The organism is Flavobacterium columnare NBRC 100251 = ATCC 23463 (genome assembly GCF_002530675.1).
Lineage (GTDB): Bacteria > Bacteroidota > Bacteroidia > Flavobacteriales > Flavobacteriaceae > Flavobacterium > Flavobacterium columnare.
The window spans coordinates 1-21,064 of sequence record NZ_PCMX01000034.1; the positions used below are offsets into that span (position 1 = coordinate 1).

19 protein-coding genes are annotated in these 21,064 nt (G+C 30.5%); 8 read left to right on the top strand and 11 right to left on the bottom strand.

What is annotated here, in order from left to right; genetic code table 11:
• From B0A78_RS14675 to B0A78_RS05700, 4 genes are all read left to right on the top strand, one after another.
• A partial coding sequence (locus B0A78_RS14675; RefSeq protein ID WP_211282044.1) for a hypothetical protein occupies positions 1 to 188 on the top strand: 188 nt, incomplete at its 5' end.
• A 169-nt stretch (positions 189 to 357) separates the two neighbouring features.
• Entirely contained in the window at positions 358 to 768 is a 411-nt protein-coding gene (gene tsaE, locus B0A78_RS05690; protein ID WP_014165297.1) for a tRNA (adenosine(37)-N6)-threonylcarbamoyltransferase complex ATPase subunit type 1 TsaE, read from the top strand.
• Between the two features lie 200 nt (positions 769 to 968).
• On the top strand, positions 969 to 2,162 hold the full coding sequence (locus B0A78_RS05695; RefSeq protein ID WP_014165298.1) for an alanine dehydrogenase: 1,194 nt from the start codon (positions 969 to 971) through the stop codon (positions 2,160 to 2,162).
• A 39-nt stretch (positions 2,163 to 2,201) separates the two neighbouring features.
• Positions 2,202 to 2,585 (top strand): DUF4258 domain-containing protein, encoded by a 384-nt coding sequence (locus B0A78_RS05700; protein ID WP_014165299.1) that lies wholly within the window; start codon positions 2,202 to 2,204, stop codon positions 2,583 to 2,585.
• Between the two features lie 147 nt (positions 2,586 to 2,732).
• Here the strand turns inward: B0A78_RS05700 and B0A78_RS05705 are convergent, their stop codons facing one another.
• The 7 genes from B0A78_RS05705 to B0A78_RS05735 form a co-directional block, all read right to left on the bottom strand.
• Positions 2,733 to 3,230, bottom strand: a complete 498-nt coding sequence (locus tag B0A78_RS05705; protein WP_231138895.1) for a GNAT family N-acetyltransferase — start codon at positions 3,228 to 3,230, stop codon at positions 2,733 to 2,735.
• Positions 3,231 to 3,410: 180 nt separating this feature from the next.
• Positions 3,411 to 4,298, bottom strand: a complete 888-nt coding sequence (locus tag B0A78_RS05710) for a bifunctional 5,10-methylenetetrahydrofolate dehydrogenase/5,10-methenyltetrahydrofolate cyclohydrolase (RefSeq protein ID WP_014165301.1) — start codon at positions 4,296 to 4,298, stop codon at positions 3,411 to 3,413.
• Between the two features lie 73 nt (positions 4,299 to 4,371).
• Positions 4,372 to 5,721 carry a signal recognition particle protein gene (gene ffh / locus B0A78_RS05715; protein ID WP_014165302.1) on the bottom strand — a complete coding sequence of 450 codons (1,350 nt, stop codon included), beginning with the start codon at positions 5,719 to 5,721 and terminating at the stop codon, positions 4,372 to 4,374.
• Between the two features lie 245 nt (positions 5,722 to 5,966).
• Positions 5,967 to 8,084 (bottom strand): prolyl oligopeptidase family serine peptidase, encoded by a 2,118-nt coding sequence (locus tag B0A78_RS05720; protein ID WP_097609460.1) that lies wholly within the window; start codon positions 8,082 to 8,084, stop codon positions 5,967 to 5,969.
• A 105-nt stretch (positions 8,085 to 8,189) separates the two neighbouring features.
• Positions 8,190 to 10,397, bottom strand: coding sequence for a TonB-dependent receptor (locus B0A78_RS05725; protein WP_065213274.1), 2,208 nt, complete (start codon positions 10,395 to 10,397; stop codon positions 8,190 to 8,192).
• Between the two features lie 40 nt (positions 10,398 to 10,437).
• Positions 10,438 to 10,788 (bottom strand): hypothetical protein, encoded by a 351-nt coding sequence (locus B0A78_RS05730; RefSeq protein ID WP_077225732.1) that lies wholly within the window; start codon positions 10,786 to 10,788, stop codon positions 10,438 to 10,440.
• An 80-nt stretch (positions 10,789 to 10,868) separates the two neighbouring features.
• Entirely contained in the window at positions 10,869 to 11,390 is a 522-nt protein-coding gene (locus tag B0A78_RS05735; protein ID WP_097609461.1) for a DUF7935 family protein, read from the bottom strand.
• A 108-nt stretch (positions 11,391 to 11,498) separates the two neighbouring features.
• Here B0A78_RS05735 and B0A78_RS05740 point away from each other — a divergent pair, with 108 nt between their 5' ends.
• Positions 11,499 to 13,838, top strand: a complete 2,340-nt coding sequence (locus B0A78_RS05740) for an ATP-dependent helicase (RefSeq protein WP_373863154.1) — start codon at positions 11,499 to 11,501, stop codon at positions 13,836 to 13,838.
• A gap of 271 nt (positions 13,839 to 14,109) precedes the next feature.
• Here the strand turns inward: B0A78_RS05740 and B0A78_RS05745 are convergent, their stop codons facing one another.
• From B0A78_RS05745 to B0A78_RS05755, 3 genes are all read right to left on the bottom strand, one after another.
• Positions 14,110 to 14,703, bottom strand: a complete 594-nt coding sequence (locus B0A78_RS05745; RefSeq protein WP_041253397.1) for a non-canonical purine NTP diphosphatase — start codon at positions 14,701 to 14,703, stop codon at positions 14,110 to 14,112.
• Positions 14,704 to 16,005: 1,302 nt separating this feature from the next.
• Positions 16,006 to 16,473: a hypothetical protein gene (locus B0A78_RS05750; RefSeq protein ID WP_014165309.1), complete on the bottom strand. Its 468-nt coding sequence runs from the start codon at positions 16,471 to 16,473 to the stop codon at positions 16,006 to 16,008.
• 3 nt (positions 16,474 to 16,476) lie between these two features.
• Positions 16,477 to 17,241, bottom strand: a complete 765-nt coding sequence (locus B0A78_RS05755; protein WP_065213272.1) for an MBL fold metallo-hydrolase — start codon at positions 17,239 to 17,241, stop codon at positions 16,477 to 16,479.
• An 84-nt stretch (positions 17,242 to 17,325) separates the two neighbouring features.
• On the opposite strand from B0A78_RS05755, the gene B0A78_RS05760 reads away from it, so the two are divergent.
• Positions 17,326 to 18,780 carry a TonB-dependent receptor gene (locus B0A78_RS05760; protein WP_097609462.1) on the top strand — a complete coding sequence of 485 codons (1,455 nt, stop codon included), beginning with the start codon at positions 17,326 to 17,328 and terminating at the stop codon, positions 18,778 to 18,780.
• A gap of 340 nt (positions 18,781 to 19,120) precedes the next feature.
• On the opposite strand, the gene B0A78_RS05765 is transcribed toward B0A78_RS05760, so the two are convergent.
• On the bottom strand, positions 19,121 to 19,522 hold the full coding sequence (locus tag B0A78_RS05765; RefSeq protein WP_014165312.1) for a TerB family tellurite resistance protein: 402 nt from the start codon (positions 19,520 to 19,522) through the stop codon (positions 19,121 to 19,123).
• A gap of 139 nt (positions 19,523 to 19,661) precedes the next feature.
• On the opposite strand from B0A78_RS05765, the gene B0A78_RS05770 reads away from it, so the two are divergent.
• Entirely contained in the window at positions 19,662 to 20,081 is a 420-nt protein-coding gene (locus tag B0A78_RS05770; protein WP_014165313.1) for a DUF1456 family protein, read from the top strand.
• Between the two features lie 188 nt (positions 20,082 to 20,269).
• Positions 20,270 to 21,025 (top strand): carboxypeptidase-like regulatory domain-containing protein, encoded by a 756-nt coding sequence (locus B0A78_RS05775; protein ID WP_041253203.1) that lies wholly within the window; start codon positions 20,270 to 20,272, stop codon positions 21,023 to 21,025.
• Positions 21,026 to 21,064: the final 39 nt, after the last annotated feature.

The following is a 21,064-nucleotide window of genomic DNA, read 5'->3' on the forward strand; positions in this document are numbered from 1 at the left end:
CTATTTTTAAAAAGAAAATTCAAAGTTTAAATGGTATTAAACCTTTTTTCTTTGCTTTTTTCCCTCTTTCTAAAGACATTCTAAAGAACTTCTACCCAATTAATCTCAGAGTATACATTAGCCCTTATGATGAAAAACAAAAGAGCAAAGAAGATAAAATCCAAGGGGATTTCCCCCACAAAGTCTAGTTTTACTATATTGAGAACAAAAAATTAAGTCCTTTTTTAAGATTCAAAGTCATCTTTATCCGTAATAAATTTCTAATACGTAATCTGAGTTAAGGATTTAATATTTTTTGTTTTTTCTAAGTTTAATTACATTTATCTATTTTTGCGGTAGAAAATTGAAACCTAAACAATGAAGTTAGAATATTACTTAGAGGACATCGAACAAATTGCAAACGATTTTTTAAGGGCTAATCCAAAAAAAGTGATCCTTTTTAATGGAGAAATGGGAGCTGGAAAAACAACCTTTATAAAAACTTTATGCAAAGTTTTAGGCGTAAAAGAAGCAACTAGTAGCCCTACATTTAGTTTGGTCAATGAATACGAAACGAACAATCATCAAATCATATATCATTTTGATGTATATCGTCTAAAATCACAAGCTGAAGCATTAGATATGGGAATAGAAGAATATCTATATTCTGGTCATTGGTGCTTTATAGAGTGGGCGGAAAAAATACCTGATCTAATTCCTGAAAACCACACAGTTATTAGCATTTCGATTCTAGAAGATGGAAAAAGATTACTCGAATTAATTCCTTAAACTTTAAGAGTATAAATAATAATTCGTTCACAAATTCCTTTAATACTTTACAGTAAAAATATTTATTATTTTAGAAAAACTCGTTATAAGGATTAACAATACATTGAATTAGCAGATATCATGAGTCTAAAAATAAAACAATAGGTAGCTTTGTTCCCATTAAGATTTTTTCGTAATTTGTCCCTTTATAAAATATCATCATGGTCATTACTCCTTTTAGTAAGAAAGAGTTGCTTCCACAAGAGGAAAAATTGGAAGTTACCAAACACAAAAGCGAACTCTTTATTGGTATTCCAAAAGAGACTGCTTTTCAAGAGCGACGTATTTGTTTAACACCTGATGCAGTCAATGCAATCGTTAGTCATGGTCACAGAGTACTAATTGAGGCGGGGGCTGGTAAAAATGCTAGTTATAGTGATAAGGATTATAGCGATGCGGGGGCTGAAATTACCAATGATACTAAAAAAGTTTTTGCTTGTCCTATGATTCTAAAAGTAGAACCACCTACTCAAGAAGAAATTGAAATGATGAAGTCTCAAACAATTCTTATCTCAGCATTACAAATAAAAACTCGCAAAAAGGAATACTTTGAGTCTCTTAAAAAAAAGAAAATTACAGCACTTGCTTTTGAGTATCTAAAAGATGATGACAATTCTTTTCCTGCTGTTAAATCTTTAAGCGAGATTGCAGGAACAGCTTCTATACTAATAGCAGCAGAGTTGATGACTTGTAACAAAGGGGGTAATGGATTACTTTTTGGCAATATCACAGGAGTAAGACCTACTGAAGTTATCATTTTAGGAGCTGGTACCGTAGCGGAATATGCTGTTAAAACAGCTCTTGGTCTAGGTGCTTCCGTAAAAGTGTTTGATAATTCTATTACAAAATTACGACGGTTGCAAAACAACTTACAGCAACGTATTTTTACCTCAACTATACAAAACAAAACACTGCTCAAATCCCTGAGAAGATGCGATGTTGCTATAGGTGCAATGCGAGGCAAACACAGAACTCCTATCGTTGTAACAGAAGATATGATAAGTCACATGAAAAAAGGTTCTGTTATAGTAGATGTTAGTATAGACACTGGAGGTTGTTTTGAAACTTCAGAAATTACTACCCATGAAAATCCAACCTTTGTAAAACATGGCGTAACACATTATTGTGTCCCCAACATCCCTTCTCGTTATGCTAAAACAGCATCTCTTTCTATTAGTAATATTATAACTCCTTACCTGCTACAAATTGCGGATGACGGAGGAATAGAAAGTGCAATACGCTGTGATGCTGGATTAAGAAATGGTATTTATTTTTATCATGGTATTTTAAGTAATAAAACAATAGGTGAATGGTTTAATCTAACATATAGAGATATTAACCTAATCGTATTTTAATCCATAAGATTTATTACTTTTGTAAAAAAAAAAAATTAAATGAGCACATTTACATATCGCTTGGCTTATTATCTATTTGGTGTTTTAGGAGGTAGTATTGTTTTGTTTTTTGTATTAAATCAAAAAAAAACAAGTTGTAGTTATTTTCCGAATGATCGCGTTTTAAACAACTTACGTTCAAAACCTTTTCATTATTCAAAAGAAGCTTCTAAGATATTATCTGAAAAATGGATTGACACTACGGATATCCGGAATACTTTAACTTATGGTGATGTAGATTTTAGCAGAAGTAATATTCAAACTAAATCAGGTGGAAAACGCTACATAATAGAAGGATTTACTACTAAAAAACAGTCTATTGAATTAGAGGTAGAAAATTTTGAAGATAAATCTGTTTTAAAAAATATAATCAAAACTAAATAAAACACAAAACGGGTTTACTAATAAAAATCCCCTTTATTGCAAACCCGTTTTTGAGTGTTTATCAAAGATTCCTCAATGATATACATTGATATCTAATGCCCTTTCTTATAAATACTATATTGTACCATAAATTCAAGGAGGCTATTATTAAATTATTTTTTTTTCTAATACAAAATCATCCATAACATACCCTTTTCCTAATTGAATTACTTCTTCTTCAATAATTTCAAATCCTATTTTTTTATAAAAATAGAATGCTTTATTATACTTATTCACATTTAAATAAAGATAGAAGTTGTTGGCTTCTTTTGCTCTATTTTCTACTTCATTCAACAAAAAACGTCCTACTCCTTTTCCTTGTAAATTTGGAAGTATATAAATTTTATGCAATTTTGTTTTTTTAGATTTCGAGTTTATTTCATAAGAGGCAAAACCTAAATATTGAGAATCCTCTTTTACTAATAAAAATTGTTGATTAGTATTCATTTGCAATAATAACGCATCTTTATTATAAAATAAATCTAACATATAACTTATTTGCTCTGAGCTTAATATTTCAGCATAAGTATCTGGCCAAATAGTATACGCTAAATTTCTGATTATTTCAATATCTTTTTTCTGTGCTTCAATAATTCTCATCTTCATTTTTTTAATAGCGTAAATAGGGATGGCTAAAAAATCCTTGAACTTATAATTGTTTTATTGAATTGTTTTATTGAATTGTTTTATTGAATTGTTTTATACTTAACCAATCGAATGAAACTGTAATAAAAACACCTTTTTTGTGCACGAGACAACAAACAAGTATTTGCCTTTACAAAAGGATTACTTCGTTCTTTCTATTTTAAACTCACGAGCTAATAATGTGTTTTTCAACAACATGGCAATTGTCATAGGTCCTACACCACCAGGAACAGGGGTTATATAAGATGCTTTTTTAGAAACATTTTCAAAATCTACATCTCCTTTTATCACATATCCTTTTGGATTGGTTTCATCGAGTACTCTTGTAATTCCAACATCTATGATTACTGCATCATCTTTAATCATTTCTGCTTTTAGGAAATCTGGAACTCCTAAAGCAGAAATGATAATATCAGCTTGTGAAGTAATTTGGTTGATATTTTTGGTATGACTATGCGTTAGAGTAACTGTTGAGTTTCCTGGAAATCCTTTTCTTCCCATTAAAATACTCATAGGTCTTCCAACAATATGACTACGTCCAATAACTACTGTATGTTTTCCTTTGGTTTCAACGTTATAGCGTTCCAATAATTCTAAGATACCAAATGGTGTAGCAGGAATGAATGTAGACATATCTAATGCCATTTTTCCAAAGTTTTCAGGATGAAATCCATCTACATCTTTACTAGGATCAATTGCCATTAAAATTTTTTGTGTATCAATTTGTTCTGGTAAAGGTAACTGAACAATAAAACCGTCTATTTCATTATTTTCATTTAATTCTTTTATTTTTTTTAGTAGTTCTGTTTCGGAAGTAGTGCTGGGCATTTTTATTAAAGTAGATTCAAAACCTACTCTTTCACAAGCTTTTACTTTACTAGCTACATAAGTTAAGCTAGCGCCATCATTTCCTACAATCAAAGCGGCTAAGTGAGGTACTTTTTCTCCTTTTGCTTTCATTGCTTGAACTTGTATTGCTATTTCGTTTTTAATGTCTTCAGAAACTTTTTTTCCATCTAAAATTTGCATTCTTTTTTTATTTTGTGTGTTGTTATCTATTTATTTTTAAATAAAAAAGGCGCGAAAACACGCACCTTCTTTACTATTTCATTCCTGGAAGCCCACCTTTCATACCTCCCATCATTTTCATTAATTGCTTACCTCCTGGTCCTTGCATCATTTTCATCATCTTACTCATCTGATCAAATTGTTTTAACAACTGATTTACTTCCTCTATTTTTCTACCTGATCCTTTGGCTATTCTGTTCTTACGTTTTGTATCAATTAATGAGGGTTTACTTCTTTCTCCTGGTGTCATTGAATAAATAATAGCTTCAATGTGCTTGAAAGCATCATCTTCAATTTCTACATCCTTTAGAGCTTTACTTGCACCTGGTATCATCCCTACCAGATCTTTCATATTACCCATTTTTTTAACTTGTTGTATTTGAGCTAAGAAGTCATCAAACCCAAATTCATTTTTGGCTATCTTGCGTTGTAATTTACGTGCCTCTTCTTCGTCATACTGTGCTTGAGCACGTTCTACTAAAGACACAACGTCTCCCATTCCTAAAATACGGTCTGCCATACGTTCTGGATAAAACACATCAATGGCATCCATTTTTTCACCCGTACCAATAAACTTAATAGGTTTATTGACAACAGTTTTAATTGATATAGCAGCACCTCCGCGTGTATCCCCGTCTAATTTAGTAAGAACTACGCCATCAAAATTTAAACGATCGTTAAATGCTTTTGCAGTATTTACTGCATCTTGACCCGTCATTGAGTCTACAACAAATAAGGTTTCGTTAGGCGTAATTGCTTTATGAACATTAGCAATTTCAGTCATCATTTCCTCATCAACAGCTAAACGTCCTGCTGTATCGACTATAACAACCGTAAAACCATTTGATTTAGCGTACTTGATAGCATTTTGTGCAATTTCAACCGCATTTTTATTTTCTGGTTCAGAATATACTTCTACACCTATTTGTTCTCCTACAACATGTAACTGGTTAATAGCTGCTGGGCGATAGATGTCACAAGCAACTAATAAGGGCTTTTTATTTTTCTTTGTTTTTAAGAAATTAGCCAATTTACCAGAAAAGGTTGTTTTACCAGAACCTTGTAAACCAGACATTAAAATAACCGAGAAACTTCCTGATAAATTAATTCCTTGTACGTCACCTCCCATTAACTCTGTTAATTCATCCTTTACGATTTTAACTAATAGCTGTCCTGGTTGTAAGGTTGTTAATACATCTTGTCCTAATGCTTTTTCTTTTACTCTGGTTGTAAAATCTTTAGCAATCTTAAAGTTAACATCAGCATCAAGTAATGCGCGACGTACCTCTTTTAAGGTATCTGCAACATTTACTTCTGTAATTTTACCGTGTCCTTTTAATATATGAAACGCCTTATCTAACTTCTCTGATAAATTATTAAACATAATTCCTTATTTTTTTAGAAGTTGCAAAGATACTATAATTAAGAATTATCTAAAATTTTTAAAAATAATTTTTAGATGTTATTTTTTTATTTGATCAAATATTCTGTATAATATAACTAAAGATAGGGTAAATTAGTTTCTGTAAAAAGAATATTTTAATCATATAAATTCCGATCAAAAAAAACCGTCTGTTTGATTTTTTCAGACGGTTTTAAAATACTTATATTACATAAAATATTTTTATCTTAATTTATTTTTTTGATTCCCATATTCCATAACGTAAATGCTTGTATGTCTACATTTTCATTTATAGTAGCAGAGACTGATTTTCCAGCTCCATGTCCTGCATTGATATCAATACGTATCAAAGTGGGGTTTGTTCCTGATTGTTTCTCTTGAAGTTCTGATACAAACTTAAAACTGTGTGCTGGTACTACTCTGTCATCATGATCTCCTGTAGTTACTAAGGTTGCTGGATATTTTACTCCTTTTTTTACATTATGTACAGGCGAATATTTTTTTAGATAGTCAAACATTTCTTTACTTTCTTCAGCTGTTCCATAATCGTATCGCCATCCTGCACCTGCCGTAAAGGTATGATAACGCAACATATCTAATACTCCAACGGCTGGCAAAGCTACTTTCATTAAATCAGGACGCTGTGTCATGGTTGCTCCTACTAATAAGCCTCCATTAGAACCTCCTCGAATTGCTAAAAAATCACTAGATGTAAATTTATTTTTTATAAGATACTCTGCTGCTGCTATAAAGTCATTAAAAACATTTTGCTTTTGCAATTTAGTTCCTGCTATATGCCATTTTTTTCCATATTCACCTCCTCCACGCAAATTAGCTACAGCATAAACTCCTCCATTTTCTAACCAGAGTGCATTTGAAACACTAAAACTAGGCATTAAACTTATATTAAATCCTCCGTATCCATATAATATAGTTGGATTTTTTCCATTTAATTTAGTCCCTTTTTTATATGTTATAATCATTGGAACTTTTGTTCCATCTTTAGATTTATAAAACACTTGTTTTGATTCATACAGATCACTCTGAAAGTCTACTTTAGGTTTCTGATAAATAGTTGTCTCTCCAGTTTCTGGATGTAAAGAATAAATACTATTAGGAGTGTAATAATTAGAAAAAGAAAAATATAATGTTTTATCTTTTGGTTTTCCAGCAAAACCACTTGCTGAACCTATTCCTGGCAATTTAATTATGCGTATTAAGTTTCCTGAAAAATCATATTGTTTTACCATAGAAACAGCATCTTGCATATAGTGTGTAAAAATATATCCAGCCCCTACCGTGGAAGTTAATACATCTGTAGTTTCTTTTATTAAATCTTTCCAGTTTTCTTGTTTTGGATTTGATAGATCCACTGTTACAATTTTTTTATTGGGTGCCTTATAATCCGTTGTTATGTAAAAAACATCTTCTTTATTTTCTATTACATCATTATCTGAATCAAAATTATCTACTAAAGTTATGATGGGACTATTGCTTTTCCTTAGGTCTTTTATATATAATTCGTTGCCGTAGGTTGAATTAGATGCTGTTATGACTAAATAATGATTATCTCTTGTTACAAATCCTCCTACGTATAATCTTTTTTTATCTAAACCAAAAACTACTTGATCGTTTTTTTGTTTGGTTCCTAATTTATGATAATACAACTTATGCTGATCTGTTTTAGCTGATAATTCACTTCCTTTGGGTTTGTCATAGCTGGAATAATAGAAACCTTCATTTTTATACCAAGAAACAGCACCAAACTTAACGTCTATTATTTTGGTATCTAATATTTTTTTGGTTTTGGCATCGATAATAATTATTTCTCTCCAATCTGATCCTCCTATAGAAATTTGATAAGCTACCTTGCTTCCATCTTCTGAAAAGTTGACAGCTGCTAACGATGTTGTTCCATCTTTAGAAAATGTATTAGGATCTAAAAACATTTCTTCTTTTCCCTGCTTATCTTTTCTATATAAAACGGATTGATTTTGTAAACCATTATTCTTATAATAATAAGTATAATCTCCTTCTATAAATGGGGAACTAATTTTTTCATAATTCCACATTTTTTCCAAACGCTCTTTCAATACAGCCCGATAAGGTATTTGATCTAAATATTTATAAGTAGCGGTATTTTGAGTCTTTACCCATGCCTCGGTCTCTAAGGAACGATCATCTTCAAGCCAACGATAAGGATCCTGAATAGCTGTTCCAAAATAGGTATCAACATGTTCCTTTTTTTTTGTTTCAGGATATTCCATAGAATTCATGTTTATTTTAGATTGTGCTATAGCCCCCAAACTAGTAGCCAAAATCACTGTAGATGTTAAAATTTTCATTTTTTAATTTATTTTAAACAAAAATACATTTTCAAATGTTAGAAATACGTTAAAAAAAAAAGCACCCTTAAAAAAGAGTGCTTTTTAGCTGAAAATCAATAGTTTTTAGATTTTAAAATTAATTCCAAATACAATATTTCTTCCCATATTTTGAATATTATCTGCTTTTAAACGTGATAAATGAGCTATGTATTTTTGATTTAAAATATTATTTGCTGTAATATTTAGATTAAAATTTAATTTAAAAAGAGATAAATTCCCTCCCAATCCCAAATTAAACAACGAATAAGAAGGTGTTGCTATTTCAAAAGCAGAAACAGTATTTTGGGCAAAATTTGTTTCATAATTAGCAAAAATATACCCTTCTTTCATTGTTTTATTCCAATCAAATTGTGCTTTTATTGTATTCATCCATTTATTAGCAGGTATCAATGGTAAAAATTCGTTATTTTGTTTTTTTCCTACCACCATTTCAAAACTAGAAGTTATATGCAACCAATCTATTGGGTGTGGATGTAAATGCACTCCCACTTCTCCTCCATATAATTTAGCATCTGCCTGTTCATAAGTATACACCTCTTTGTCCTCTATACGATCAGCTGTTGGAGCTATGTAAATATAATTTTTTATATGATTATAAAATCCATTAGCAAATAATTCAAAATGAGAATTTCCATATTCTAGATTCAAATCAGTTTGAATATTTTGCTCATTTTTTAAATTTTCGTTTCCTTTTTCATAACGATTACTTCCTTCATGAACCCCGTTAGATGTTAGTTCTGCTAAATTAGGAGCTCTAAATCCACTAGCTACATTTAGCCTCATAATTAAATTATCTAACAAATTAGTTTTATATCCGAAAGAAGCATTGATACTTTTAAAATTTTTATCAACTGCCTTAAAATATCCTTCTTCTCCTTCTTCTCCATGCAAATCTGTTTTTATCTTTCTTGTATCGAAACGAACTCCTGCTTGCAAAACATTTTTATTCCGAGTATACATAGACGTTACAAGAACCCCTAAATCATGTGTTTTGGCATCTGGAATTAAAATTTCATCACCAGAATTTTTATTGGTTTGTAACATTCCTTGAACTCCAACAATTGTTTCTAGATTACCTATCTTAGGGGTATAATATTTTAAATTATAGTTTAAGGTTTGTAAATTCATATTTAACAAGGCTGTTGGAGAATTTTCAAATTCTTTTCTCTTATTAGCCACATAGCCTATTTCGGCTTCTAATTTAGAATTTCTTAAAAATAGAGTGTTATTCCAACTAGCTATTTGTGCTATTATTGCTTGTTTTGGATCAAGCGTTTTTTTAGACAAACTTTGCTCACTCAATTCTTCTGGTAAGCCTAAATCTAGATTATTAATATTATATCTTAGTATTGATAAAAATTTCGAATGGTAATAACCTAAAGCTATCTTAGCATCTGTTTCATTAAAACGTGAGTTAGTTACCCTTTGATCTTTCCCTGTTAAATAGTCTGAATGGGTATTATGAGCACCTCTTACAAAAAACTTCCAATGTTCGCCTGATGACTTCAAACCAAATCCTGTAGAACTTCCTTGGGTATTGCTAAAATATTTTTGTGAAAAATCAGCAACATAAGTCCCTGATGTTGCAAATTTTTCTGGATTAAAATACAAGACTCCTCCCAAAGCATCAGAACCATATAATAAAGAAGCAGGCCCTTTTATCACTTCAACACTTTCAATCCCATTATCGCTCAAGCCTAAGCCATGTTCTTCTCCAAACTGTTGATTTTCTAATCGTACTCCTTGTGAATAAACTAAAACACGATTACCGCTTAATCCTCTAATGACTGGTTTACCTATTGACAATCCTGTTGATACATTGGAAATCCCTGGTATTGTGGCTATATTTTCCATAAGTGTAGCCCCGCCTTTTTGTTGCAATGCTTTTAATGAACTATGTTCTACTTTCATTACATTTTGGCTCTGAGCTTTATTAAATGCAGTAGAAACAATTACTTCTTCTATATGATGTGTATGTTCCTCTAAAAGAACGACATCATAACTATTTTCTTTTTTATTTAGCACAACTATTGAAGTATATCCATCATAATTAGGATGAGAAAAGATAATAGAAAAGGACCCCGATGCAAGTTTATCAAATTTAAAATTTCCAAATTCATCCGTTGTCGTTTCTTTATGCAACTCAGGGATGGCTACTAAAACGCCTTTTATTTTTTCTTTATTTATATTTGAAACGTTTCCTTTTAAGTTATTTTGACTATATACAATAGCACTAAGCCCCAAAAATAGGGCTATTAAAAAATTTTTCATTTATTTTATTTTTATTGTTAATATTGAGATATACAATTAATTAAACAATAAAAAACGGAGGAGCGCGAGTATTTTGTAAACTGCCATTGAAAAAACTTATTTTCTCAATATAACCAAACAAATATGCAACATTGTAATCTATTGATTCAAAATCAATAGTAGGTAGTGTCGTCTTTAAATAATCACTAAAAGAATAATGGCAAACAAAACAGTCATCAAAATCTTGATGATCGTGTGAAACAACCGTATGCGAATGATCATACTTATGTTGACAATGAGGTGTATTTAATTGTTCTATTAAGTGTTCGAATGAATGCAAAGATTGGAATGCTAGGACAAACCACAACACCCCCAATAGTAGGTAGCTAACTATATTTATTCTTTTATTCATTCAACGAAAATAAAAAATCCTTTTCTAACAGAGAAAGATACGTATAATAATTTTTTAAAATAAAAAAGAAACCTCTAAAACTATAGTATCTGTCCAATTTCTTTTTTAAGATATGCAAGAGCTACAGTTGTAGGGGATTCTTGATTGGCCAATTGATTCATAATGGTCTGACGTAAATTATCAGCGTCTTTTATATCATCTCTTTTAGCTGTTTTTTGTATATTATGTGCAATCGTATTTTTGGCAGTTAAAATAACATTCCAACAATTATCTGTTAAATAGATTTGTTGCGTAATATTATGCTCTAATTCTTGTTCTATATGATCTAGTAAAAAAACAGCATAGAGCATCTTATCTTCACTCATTGGAGCAACTCGCATTAACAACTTAGTGGGATTAATACGTTCTAAAAACAAAGCCATTCTTTCGTATGCTTGCAATTTTAATGGTAAAGAGTCTTTTTGATTTTCTTTTTGTAATAACCAATAGCGCATATTTTGCTGATCTTTGAAATACGCTTGAAAAAAATAATACGCAACACCTGCTGTTACTATAGAAGGAATTGTGTACACTGCAATCTCTAATACGTTTACTGAATTCATTTTTATAAGATACTTTTTATTAATTTATGATATGAATACAAATAAACTCAAAAAAATTATTGTAATCCAATTTTAGTAGCAGTATTTTTGACCCTTTGATTTTTGGTTATGATTCAAGAGATAATAGAAAAACTAAATGATGCACAAAGAGCACCTGTTTTACAAAAAGACGGTGCCATGATTGTAATTGCTGGAGCTGGTTCAGGCAAAACACGTGTATTAACGGTTCGTATTGCTAACTTGATGAGTCAAGGAGTAGATGCTTTCAATATTTTAGCCTTAACTTTTACAAACAAAGCCGCTCGTGAAATGAAGATCCGAATTGCAAGTATTGTAGGAAACAATGAAGCTAAAAATCTGTGGATGGGAACCTTTCACTCTATTTTTGCAAAAATTCTACGTATAGAATCCGAAAAACTGGGCTATCCTTCTAATTTTACTATTTACGATTCTCAAGACTCTGTTCGCTTGATAGGACAAATTATTAAGGAAATGCAATTAGACAAGGATATTTATAAACCCAAACAAATATTAAGTAGGATATCACAATACAAAAATAGCCTTGTTACAGTAAAAGCGTACTTTAATAATCCTGAATTACAAGAAGCAGATGCCATGAGCAAAAAGCCTCGATTAGGAGAAATTTATCAAAATTATGTTGAACGTTGCTTCAAATCAGGAGCTATGGATTTTGATGATTTATTATTAAAAACCAATGAACTTTTAACTCGTTTCCCTGATGTCTTGATGAAATATCAAGATCGCTTTCGATACATTTTAGTAGATGAGTATCAAGATACTAATCATTCTCAATATTTAATTGTTAGAGCACTCTCTGATCGTTTTCAAAATATTTGCGTTGTAGGGGATGATGCTCAAAGTATCTACGCTTTTAGAGGAGCTAATATTAACAACATCCTAAATTTTCAAAAGGACTATGAGAATGTGCAAATGTATCGTTTGGAACAAAATTATCGTTCTTCAAAAAACATAGTAGAAGCGGCAAATAACGTTATTGATAACAATAAAACGAAACTTGATAAAGTAGTCTGGACTGCTAATGATAATGGTCCTAAAATAAAAGTACACCGAAGCTTAACCGATGGTGAAGAAGGAAGATTTGTAGCATCTAGTATTTTTGAGGACAAAATGCAAAATCAAAAAAAGAACAGTGATTTTGCTATTTTATATCGTACCAATGCACAATCTCGCGCTATGGAAGACGCGTTGCGAAAAAGAGATATTCCTTATAGAATTTATGGTGGACTCTCTTTTTACCAAAGAAAAGAGATTAAGGATGTACTGTCTTATCTAAGACTAGTAGTAAATCCTAAAGATGAAGAAGCATTAGTACGCGTTATTAATTACCCCGCACGAGGTATAGGCGATACCACCGTAGAAAAATTAACGGTAGCAGCAAACTATTATAAGCGTTCCATTTTTGAAGTAATGGAACACGTTGACAAAATTGATTTAAAATTAAATTCAGGTACAAAACAACGAATAAGTGATTTTGTAACCATGATCAAAAGTTTTCAGGTCATCAACGAAAATCAAGATGCTTTCTATTTAACAGAACATGTTACTAAAAAAACAGGACTCGTTCAAGAACTGAAAAAAGACGGAACTCCTGAAGGCATTGCTAGAATAGAAAATATTGAAGAATTACTAAATGGTATAAAAGACTTTATAGAGGGGCAAAAGGAAATAGATGGTGCTAGAGGTGCTTTATCCGAATTTTTAGAAGATGTGGCTTTAGCTACGGATTTAGACAACGACACGGGCGATGATGACCGTGTGGCATTAATGACTATTCACTTAGCCAAAGGTCTTGAATTCCCCACTGTTTTTATTGTGGGATTGGAAGAAGACTTGTTTCCAAGTGCTATGAGTTTAAATACTAGAAGTGAACTGGAGGAAGAAAGACGCCTTTTTTATGTAGCCTTAACCCGAGCAGAACATCAAGCCTACTTAACCTATGCTCAATCTCGTTATAGATGGGGCAAGCTAGTAGATTCTGAACCTTCTCGTTTTATAGAAGAAATAAACTCGGAATATTTAGAATTTTTATCTCCAGTAGAAACGAATTACCGATACAAACCTACTATTAATACTGATATTTTCGGAGAGGTAGACAAATCCAAACTACGTTTACAAAAACCTATTGCGGGTACACCACCTAAACAAATTAACACAGAGTCTGCATCTAACCCTGCAATTAGACGCTTAAAACCATTGTCTAATCCTACATCAGGAGCCGAAATTGGCAATACAAGTAACAATACAAGTTTAATAATTGGCAATATTGTTATGCACGAACGATTTGGTAAAGGGCAAGTTTTAAATCTTGAAGGTGTTGGGGCAGATAAAAAAGCGGAAATACGCTTTGAAATTGGAGGCATTAAAAAATTACTATTACGTTTTGCTAAATTAGATATAATAGGGTAACGATTCCCTTAAATAAAAAACAAATTGTTTATCAAAATTCAAAAGAGGTTGTCTAAAAAATTGTAATGATCTTGTTTTCTTCGCTCAGTTACTCAACTCTAATTAACTAAAGAAAAAACAGACGAGAAAAACCAAGCAAATTACAAGCCTAATTAGGCAACTTCTGTTTTTAGATTGAAGTCATAAATTAAACGTAGAAATACGCTTTTTAGACAACCTCTTTGAATTCATCCGATCAACAAGCTCAATATCTATTTACAAAAGCCTTTTTTTATAATTCTTCTGAAATATTAACTTTATTTATAAAATCTATCAATTTTCTAACCGCTTTTGCTCTATGACTTATTTTTGATTTCTCTTCAAGCGTCATCTCAGCAAAAGTATTTTCATATCCATCAGGAATAAAAACAGGATCATATCCAAACCCATTAAGCCCTTTTTGTTCAAACGCTATTTTTCCATCTATCGTCCCTGTAAACAAAAACTGTTGATCCTTTAAATTAAGTGCTATAACCGTTTTAAAGTTAGCTTTTCGATTCAGCTCTCCAGACAATACATTTAACAGTTTGTCTATATTCTTTTGATCCTCTTTTTCTTCTCCAGCATATCTTGCAGAAAAAACCCCCGGTTCTCCATTAAGAGCCTCCACTTCTAGCCCACTGTCATCAGCAAAACAAGCATATCCATAATGTTGAGTAACATAATCTGCTTTAATCCGCGAATTTCCTTCAATAGTCGTAGCTATCTCTGGAATATCAACTAAACAGTTGATATCTTTTAAACTTAATATTTGAATATTACTAGGAATTAACCTTTGGATTTCCTTTATTTTATTTTGATTGTTTGAAGCAAAAACTATTTTCATCTTTGTTTTTTTAAAAAAAAGCAAGATACTATAATTTAAAATAAATTTTAACATAATGTACGGAAAATCCATAACAAAATTAATATTCAACCTCTTACCTTTGGAGCACGTTCTTAATCAATTAAAACAAACTAAATTTTTAAACGAATTTTTGATAAAGTAACTACTGACTATATTTTGTATTTTTAATTGGGTAATTTTCTTAAAAATTTTCTATTGATTAGTAGAAAAACTACAACTTTATCTTATTTTTTTGTTTTTGGGAGATATACAATTATCGTTTAAAAATTTATCTAAAAAACAGCTGTGTAATGTTTTACACAGCTGTTTTTAGTTTTAAGCAAATAGAATTTAAAAAAACGAATTTTAACATAATATGCGGTAAAACCGTAACAAAATCAGATTACAGTTATCTACCTTTGGGGTACGTTCTTAATCAAGTAAACAAACTAAATTTTTAAACGAACTTTAGATAGAGTAAGCTACTAACCATGTTTTGTATTTTTATTGGGTAATTTTCTTCACAAAGTTTTATTGGTTAGTAGAAATGCCATGACTTTATCTTTTTTTTGTTTTTGGGAGATATAAAATTATCGTTTAAAAATTTATATTTGAGAGGTTATCTATAACAAGATAACCTCTTTTTTATTTTATGCCATCATTAAAAAACAATTCTAAATTAACTTTAAAAAATTAAACAAACCCCTTCTTTCTAAAACAGTTCATCAAATCAAAATCCTCATTTTAAATTACTAATAAAAGTTTTAAAATTCTTCTTTTTTCTTTTCAAAACATTCTTTTTCCCCTTTTCTTTTGATGTATCTGAATCACAATTCTCATTGCTCCTTCTATCTTTCAATGTTTCACAAACAAATAATACAAAGTTCATCCCCATAGCAATGCAAATGACACGAAATACAATCAATTCATATTCAGATCAAAAAACAAAATATTTTTCAAATTATTATTAACTCAAATTATGCGATAGCCCTTGTAACGAATACGGAAAGAGCAAAGGAGGTAAAACCGCCCGGAATTTTTTTTACCGCAACTGTAGTTTTATTACATTAAAAAGAAAAAATGAAGGGCTTTTTTAGATTCGAAGTCATTTTTTATTTGTAATATTTTTTTAATGCGTAATCTGGATTCAAACACCTATTTAGCGTTTTAAACTAAAAAGGTTTATTGAAAAAAATTCCAACAAACCTTTAAAAACAAACACTTTAAACCAATTAAAGTATTACAATAAAACGAATACATTTACAACAAAAGTATATAGATCTTTATAAAATATTACTTTTTTTAATCATTGGGATACATCAAAATTTCGGCTGGCTCAAAAGATACCTTTCCCTTTGGTTCTACAAAGTATTTTAAAAGAACCTCTCCCCAACCTGATTCTCCTGTAAAATCAGCAATTATCCAACGGTGATTTAAAAAACGAACTTTATTAATTACCATCCCTTCGTATGAAACTAAAGGATTTCCTTTGGGGTTATTATTCATTTCTACTAATTCTTCTTTTATTCGAGGCATTAATTCATCTATATCCTGATCTTCAAAATAATCTCTAGCCTTGTCATTGTACATTAATGAAAAATAGTCCCCCTCTTCTTTTTCTGCAACAATCTTAGCTATCGAATCTTTTATCTTTTTCTTATATTTTTCCGTTGTTTCGCTATCGTGATTAAATTTTTTAGTAGCATACATCAGTTGAAAAATATTCATTAAAACCGAAAAGATAAATCCGTATAAAAGTAATTTTCTCATATATTAAATAGTTATTTCTAAATTATCATAAGCAACCCATACATTATCTGGTAATTTTTTTTGAATTTCTTCATGAAACCCAAACAAATGACTTATATGGGTTAAATAAGCTCTCTTTGGTTTTACTTTTTTTATTAATGTCAACGCCTCCTCTAAATTAAAGTGTGTATCATGTAATTCTTCTCGTAACGCATTAATCACCAAAACTTCCAATCCTAAAAGTTTTTTTAATTCTTCTTGATCAATACTTTTAACATCGGTTAAATAAGCAAAACGATCCAAACGATAACCAAAGGTTTGTAAATTACCGTGCCAAACACTTATTGGCTCTATCATTTTATCATTTATTTTTATTACCTGCCCATTAATTACCGTATGTTCATCTACACTAGGTGCTCCTGGATATTTGTCAACCGTTTCAAAGATATAATCAAATCTTTTTTCTAAATTTTTCAAAACCCGTTCATGCGCATAAATAGGTATATTTCCTTGTTTAAAGAAAAAAGGGCGTATATCATCTAGCCCCGCTGTATGATCAGCGTGTTCATGTGTAAAAAAAATAGCATCAATTTTGGGACATTTAGACAAAAGCATTTGTTGCCTAAAATCAGGACCACAATCTATTATAAATGAATCATGATCCCACTCTATCCATACAGAAACACGCAAACGTTTGTCTTTTACATCCTCACTTAAACAAACAGGATGATCACTCCCTATTACGGGTATTCCTTGTGAAGTTCCGGTACCTAAAAAATATATTTTCAATAGAAATCCTTTTTTTACAAAAATAAATATTATTTGATAAAAAATAAGGCTTTTACTACCTTTACACCGTATTTAATTATGAAGATGAAAGATCTACAAAACGAAATTAGATTAAAAGGAGATAGAGAGATTGAACAAATCCCTTCCATCAGCGATAAAGCCCTAAGAATCAATCTGAACGAAAACATATACGGTACTTTTGCCGAAATAGGTGCTGGACAAGAAACTGTTAGACATTTTTTTAGAGCTGGAGCTTCTTCTGGCACTATTGCCAAAGCAATGAGTGCGTATGATAAGGATTTTAGTGATGCTATCTATGGAATAGAAGATGACGGACGTTATGTAACAGAAAGTCGCTTACGTAAAATGCTTCAACACGAGATTGAATTAGTTGAACAACGCCTAAAAAGAGAAAAACATCCTAATAAATTATTTTTTAGTTATGCAAACACTGTGGCTACTATAGATTTTGCAAAACAATACAAAGGCCATGGATGGGTAGGTATTATTTTTCAATTAGATCCAGATGAAGCATATAATGAAATTATTCTTCATATTCGTTTTAAAGAAAATGATGCCAAACTACAACAAGAAACTTTAGGTAAACTGGGAGTAAACTTAATTTACGGTGCTTTTTATAAATACAATGATCCTAAACGTTTATTACGTTATTTATACGATCATATAGACAAAGACCAATTAGAAATTGATACTGTAAATTTTTCAGGACCTCGTTTCAACCAAGTTGACAACCGCTTAATGAGTTTACAATTAGTATGCAATGGTATGACTGATGCTGTTATGTTTGATCCTAATGCCAAAAACGTATTACCCGCTCAAATCTTATATAAGAAAAATATTTTAAGTTTCCGCCCTGTTACGAAAGTAAACATGGATATGTATGAAAAATCACTACAAATGTTTCTCCAAGAAAACAAAGTAAAAGAAGAAAACACTCTTGTGGTCTTTGAAATTACCTTATCTAATTTACGTTCCGATGGCGAAATTGATGAAAAAGATTTCTTAGATCGCGCAGAATTACTTTGCTCATTAGGACAAACTGTTCTCATTTCAAATTTCCAAGAATATTATAAAGTTGTAGAATATTTCTCTAACTATACCAAAGAGCGTATGGGACTTGCTATGGGAGTAAATAACTTAATTGATATTTTTGATGAAAAGTACTATCGTCACTTAAGCGGCGGAATCCTGGAAGCTTTTGGTAAATTATTCTATCGCGATATGAAAGTTTATTTGTATCCAATGGAAGATGAAGATGGAACTATTCTTACCTCTCAAAACCTAAAAGTCCATCCTAGAATGAAAGAATTATATAAATTCTTTGCCTACAATGGAAAAGTAATTGACATTACAGATTTTGACAAATCACATTTAAAAATATTTTCTAGAGAAGTTCTAAAAATGATTGGATGTGGCAAACCAGGATGGGAAGAAATGCTCCCAAAAGGTATTGCAGAACTCATCAAACGCGATCATCTTTTTGGTTGTGATGAAAATAAAAAGATTGAAAAAGTATAACTTTACACTATAAAACTATCCAAAAAAACGACTTAGAAAACTTTTCCTAAGTTGTTTTTTTGGTTCTTTAAAAACTAAAAAAATCAGACAATTCTAATTTTATTATTATCCCCCTGCATTTCAAGCAAAAAACTAACGAAATCAATGGTCTAGGTTATAAAATTTCAATATTTCTTACACCTTCTTTACACCCCTTTCTAATTAAAAAAGGAGTACCTTTTCTACTTATAGTAGTTATTTTCTATACCTAAAATCAATCGTTTTTTGCTGGTTAGATACAATTCCAAAAAGAGTCTTTTTTTTAAAAAGCAAAAGAGCTATTTTATTTTTATTAAACACGTCAATTCAACTGTTCTTGAAAAGCTCCTATAACTACCTCTGCTTCTAACATTTGATTAGGTGCCTTTTCCATTAAATAAAGCACTCTTTTCATAGCGCCTGGATTCAATCCCATATTAATCCCTATTTCAACTATTCTTTCTTTTTCTCTAATATGTAAAACACCATCACAGTGCATTAATAAAGCTAATCTATAAAATTGTAAAACACGTTGGAACTCATCCTTCAGTACTTGTCTTTCTCCTTTTAATTTAAATAACTCCAAAAATGTTGCTTTATCTATCTCTAATTCTTGTGCTACTATCCAAAGGAAATCATATTCTCTATCATGTAATTCTCCATCTACAATTGCAAATGCAATCATCTCTTTTAACAAATTAATCTTTTCTTTTTGGGTATTCATAACTTATTTCATTTCTTAACAAATCTATAATTTTGTACTGAATATACAAAAATTAACATTTCTGTATCGTATGAACAAGCCCTTTATAAGATAAATAATATAGATTAAAACCGTATCTTTGAAAAAATTTTAACGTCACATGACAAACAACGATATATTTAAAAAATTAAGAGTTGCTCTTCAACTTAGAGATGATCAAATAGTAGAAATTCTTGAACTCGTAGATTTTAGAATTTCAAAAGGTGAATTAGGGAATATTTTTCGTAATGAAGACCACCCTAAATATATGGAATGTGGAGATCAAATACTACGCAATTTCTTAAATGCCTTAATTATTTATTTAAGAGGAAATAAAGAAATTTCTAAAAACCCTTTAGAAATTTTGAATGCAAACAAACAAAATATAAAAAAACTTCCATCTGATAAGTCCATCGAAAAAAAGCCAGCTGACAAAATATTTAAGCCCATAAACAAGCAAGCTTCTTTTAAAAAAAACACCAAAACTTCGAATCCTGTTTTCGAACCTGTTCGTTTTAAAAACGGTAAGAAAAAAGGCTAAATAACATCGTTTCCTCTTACCTCTTACGTAAAGAGGAAACATTAATCATTATTTTACTCTCTTTTTCTAGATAAATTTCAAAAAACGTTCTTTTTGACTTTTCTTTTTCTTAAACACATTGTTAATTTTACTTTAAACTACAAGAAATATCATAAGGTTTAACTACATTAGCAAAGACAATTCTAGTTATGAGATATTTTATATTTATACTTTTAAGCTTTTTCAATTCTTCTTTTTTGGGGCAAGAAACCACCGTAAAAGGAACTATTATCAACAACAATACCTTAACTCCAATTTGGAATGTTAATATAGTGAATACCAATAAAGTCCGTGGTGCTATATCAGATGCCAAAGGAAATTTTGAAATCAAGGCTGATGTAAATGATAATTTGCTTATTTCATGTTTAGGTTTTCAGTCTATTGAAATTAGAGTAACCAATGACTGGCTAAAAAATCAAAATTTCCGAATAAAATTAACAGAAAAAGCGTATGCTTTAGAAGAAATAGTAATTCCACCTTATGAACTTACAGGTTATCTAGAAGTAGACTCTAAATTAATTCCTGAACGAGAAAATTATTGGTACTCTATAGCAGGTCTTACCAAACGATACGAAGGAGGAGAAAACTCTCCTAATGCTTTTAATAGGGTAATTGGTTCTTTATTTAATCCTGCTGATGCACTTTATAATTTCTTTGGAAAAAAACCAACAGAACTCAAGAAATTAAAAGAGTTGAGAAAAGATGAAAACATAAGAAATATACTACAAAATCGTTACGATCGTCAAACCATTTATCTAATGTTTGGTATCAATGAAAAAGAATTAAATGAAATCTTGGAACGTTGTAATTACTCTGAATCTTTTATGAAAACGGCCAATGACCTTCAGATTCTAGATGCCATCAATGGGTGTTATGAGGAATATAAAATACTTAAGAAAAAATAATCTTTTTTATTTAGAAACATCCTAAAATTTCACAGATAA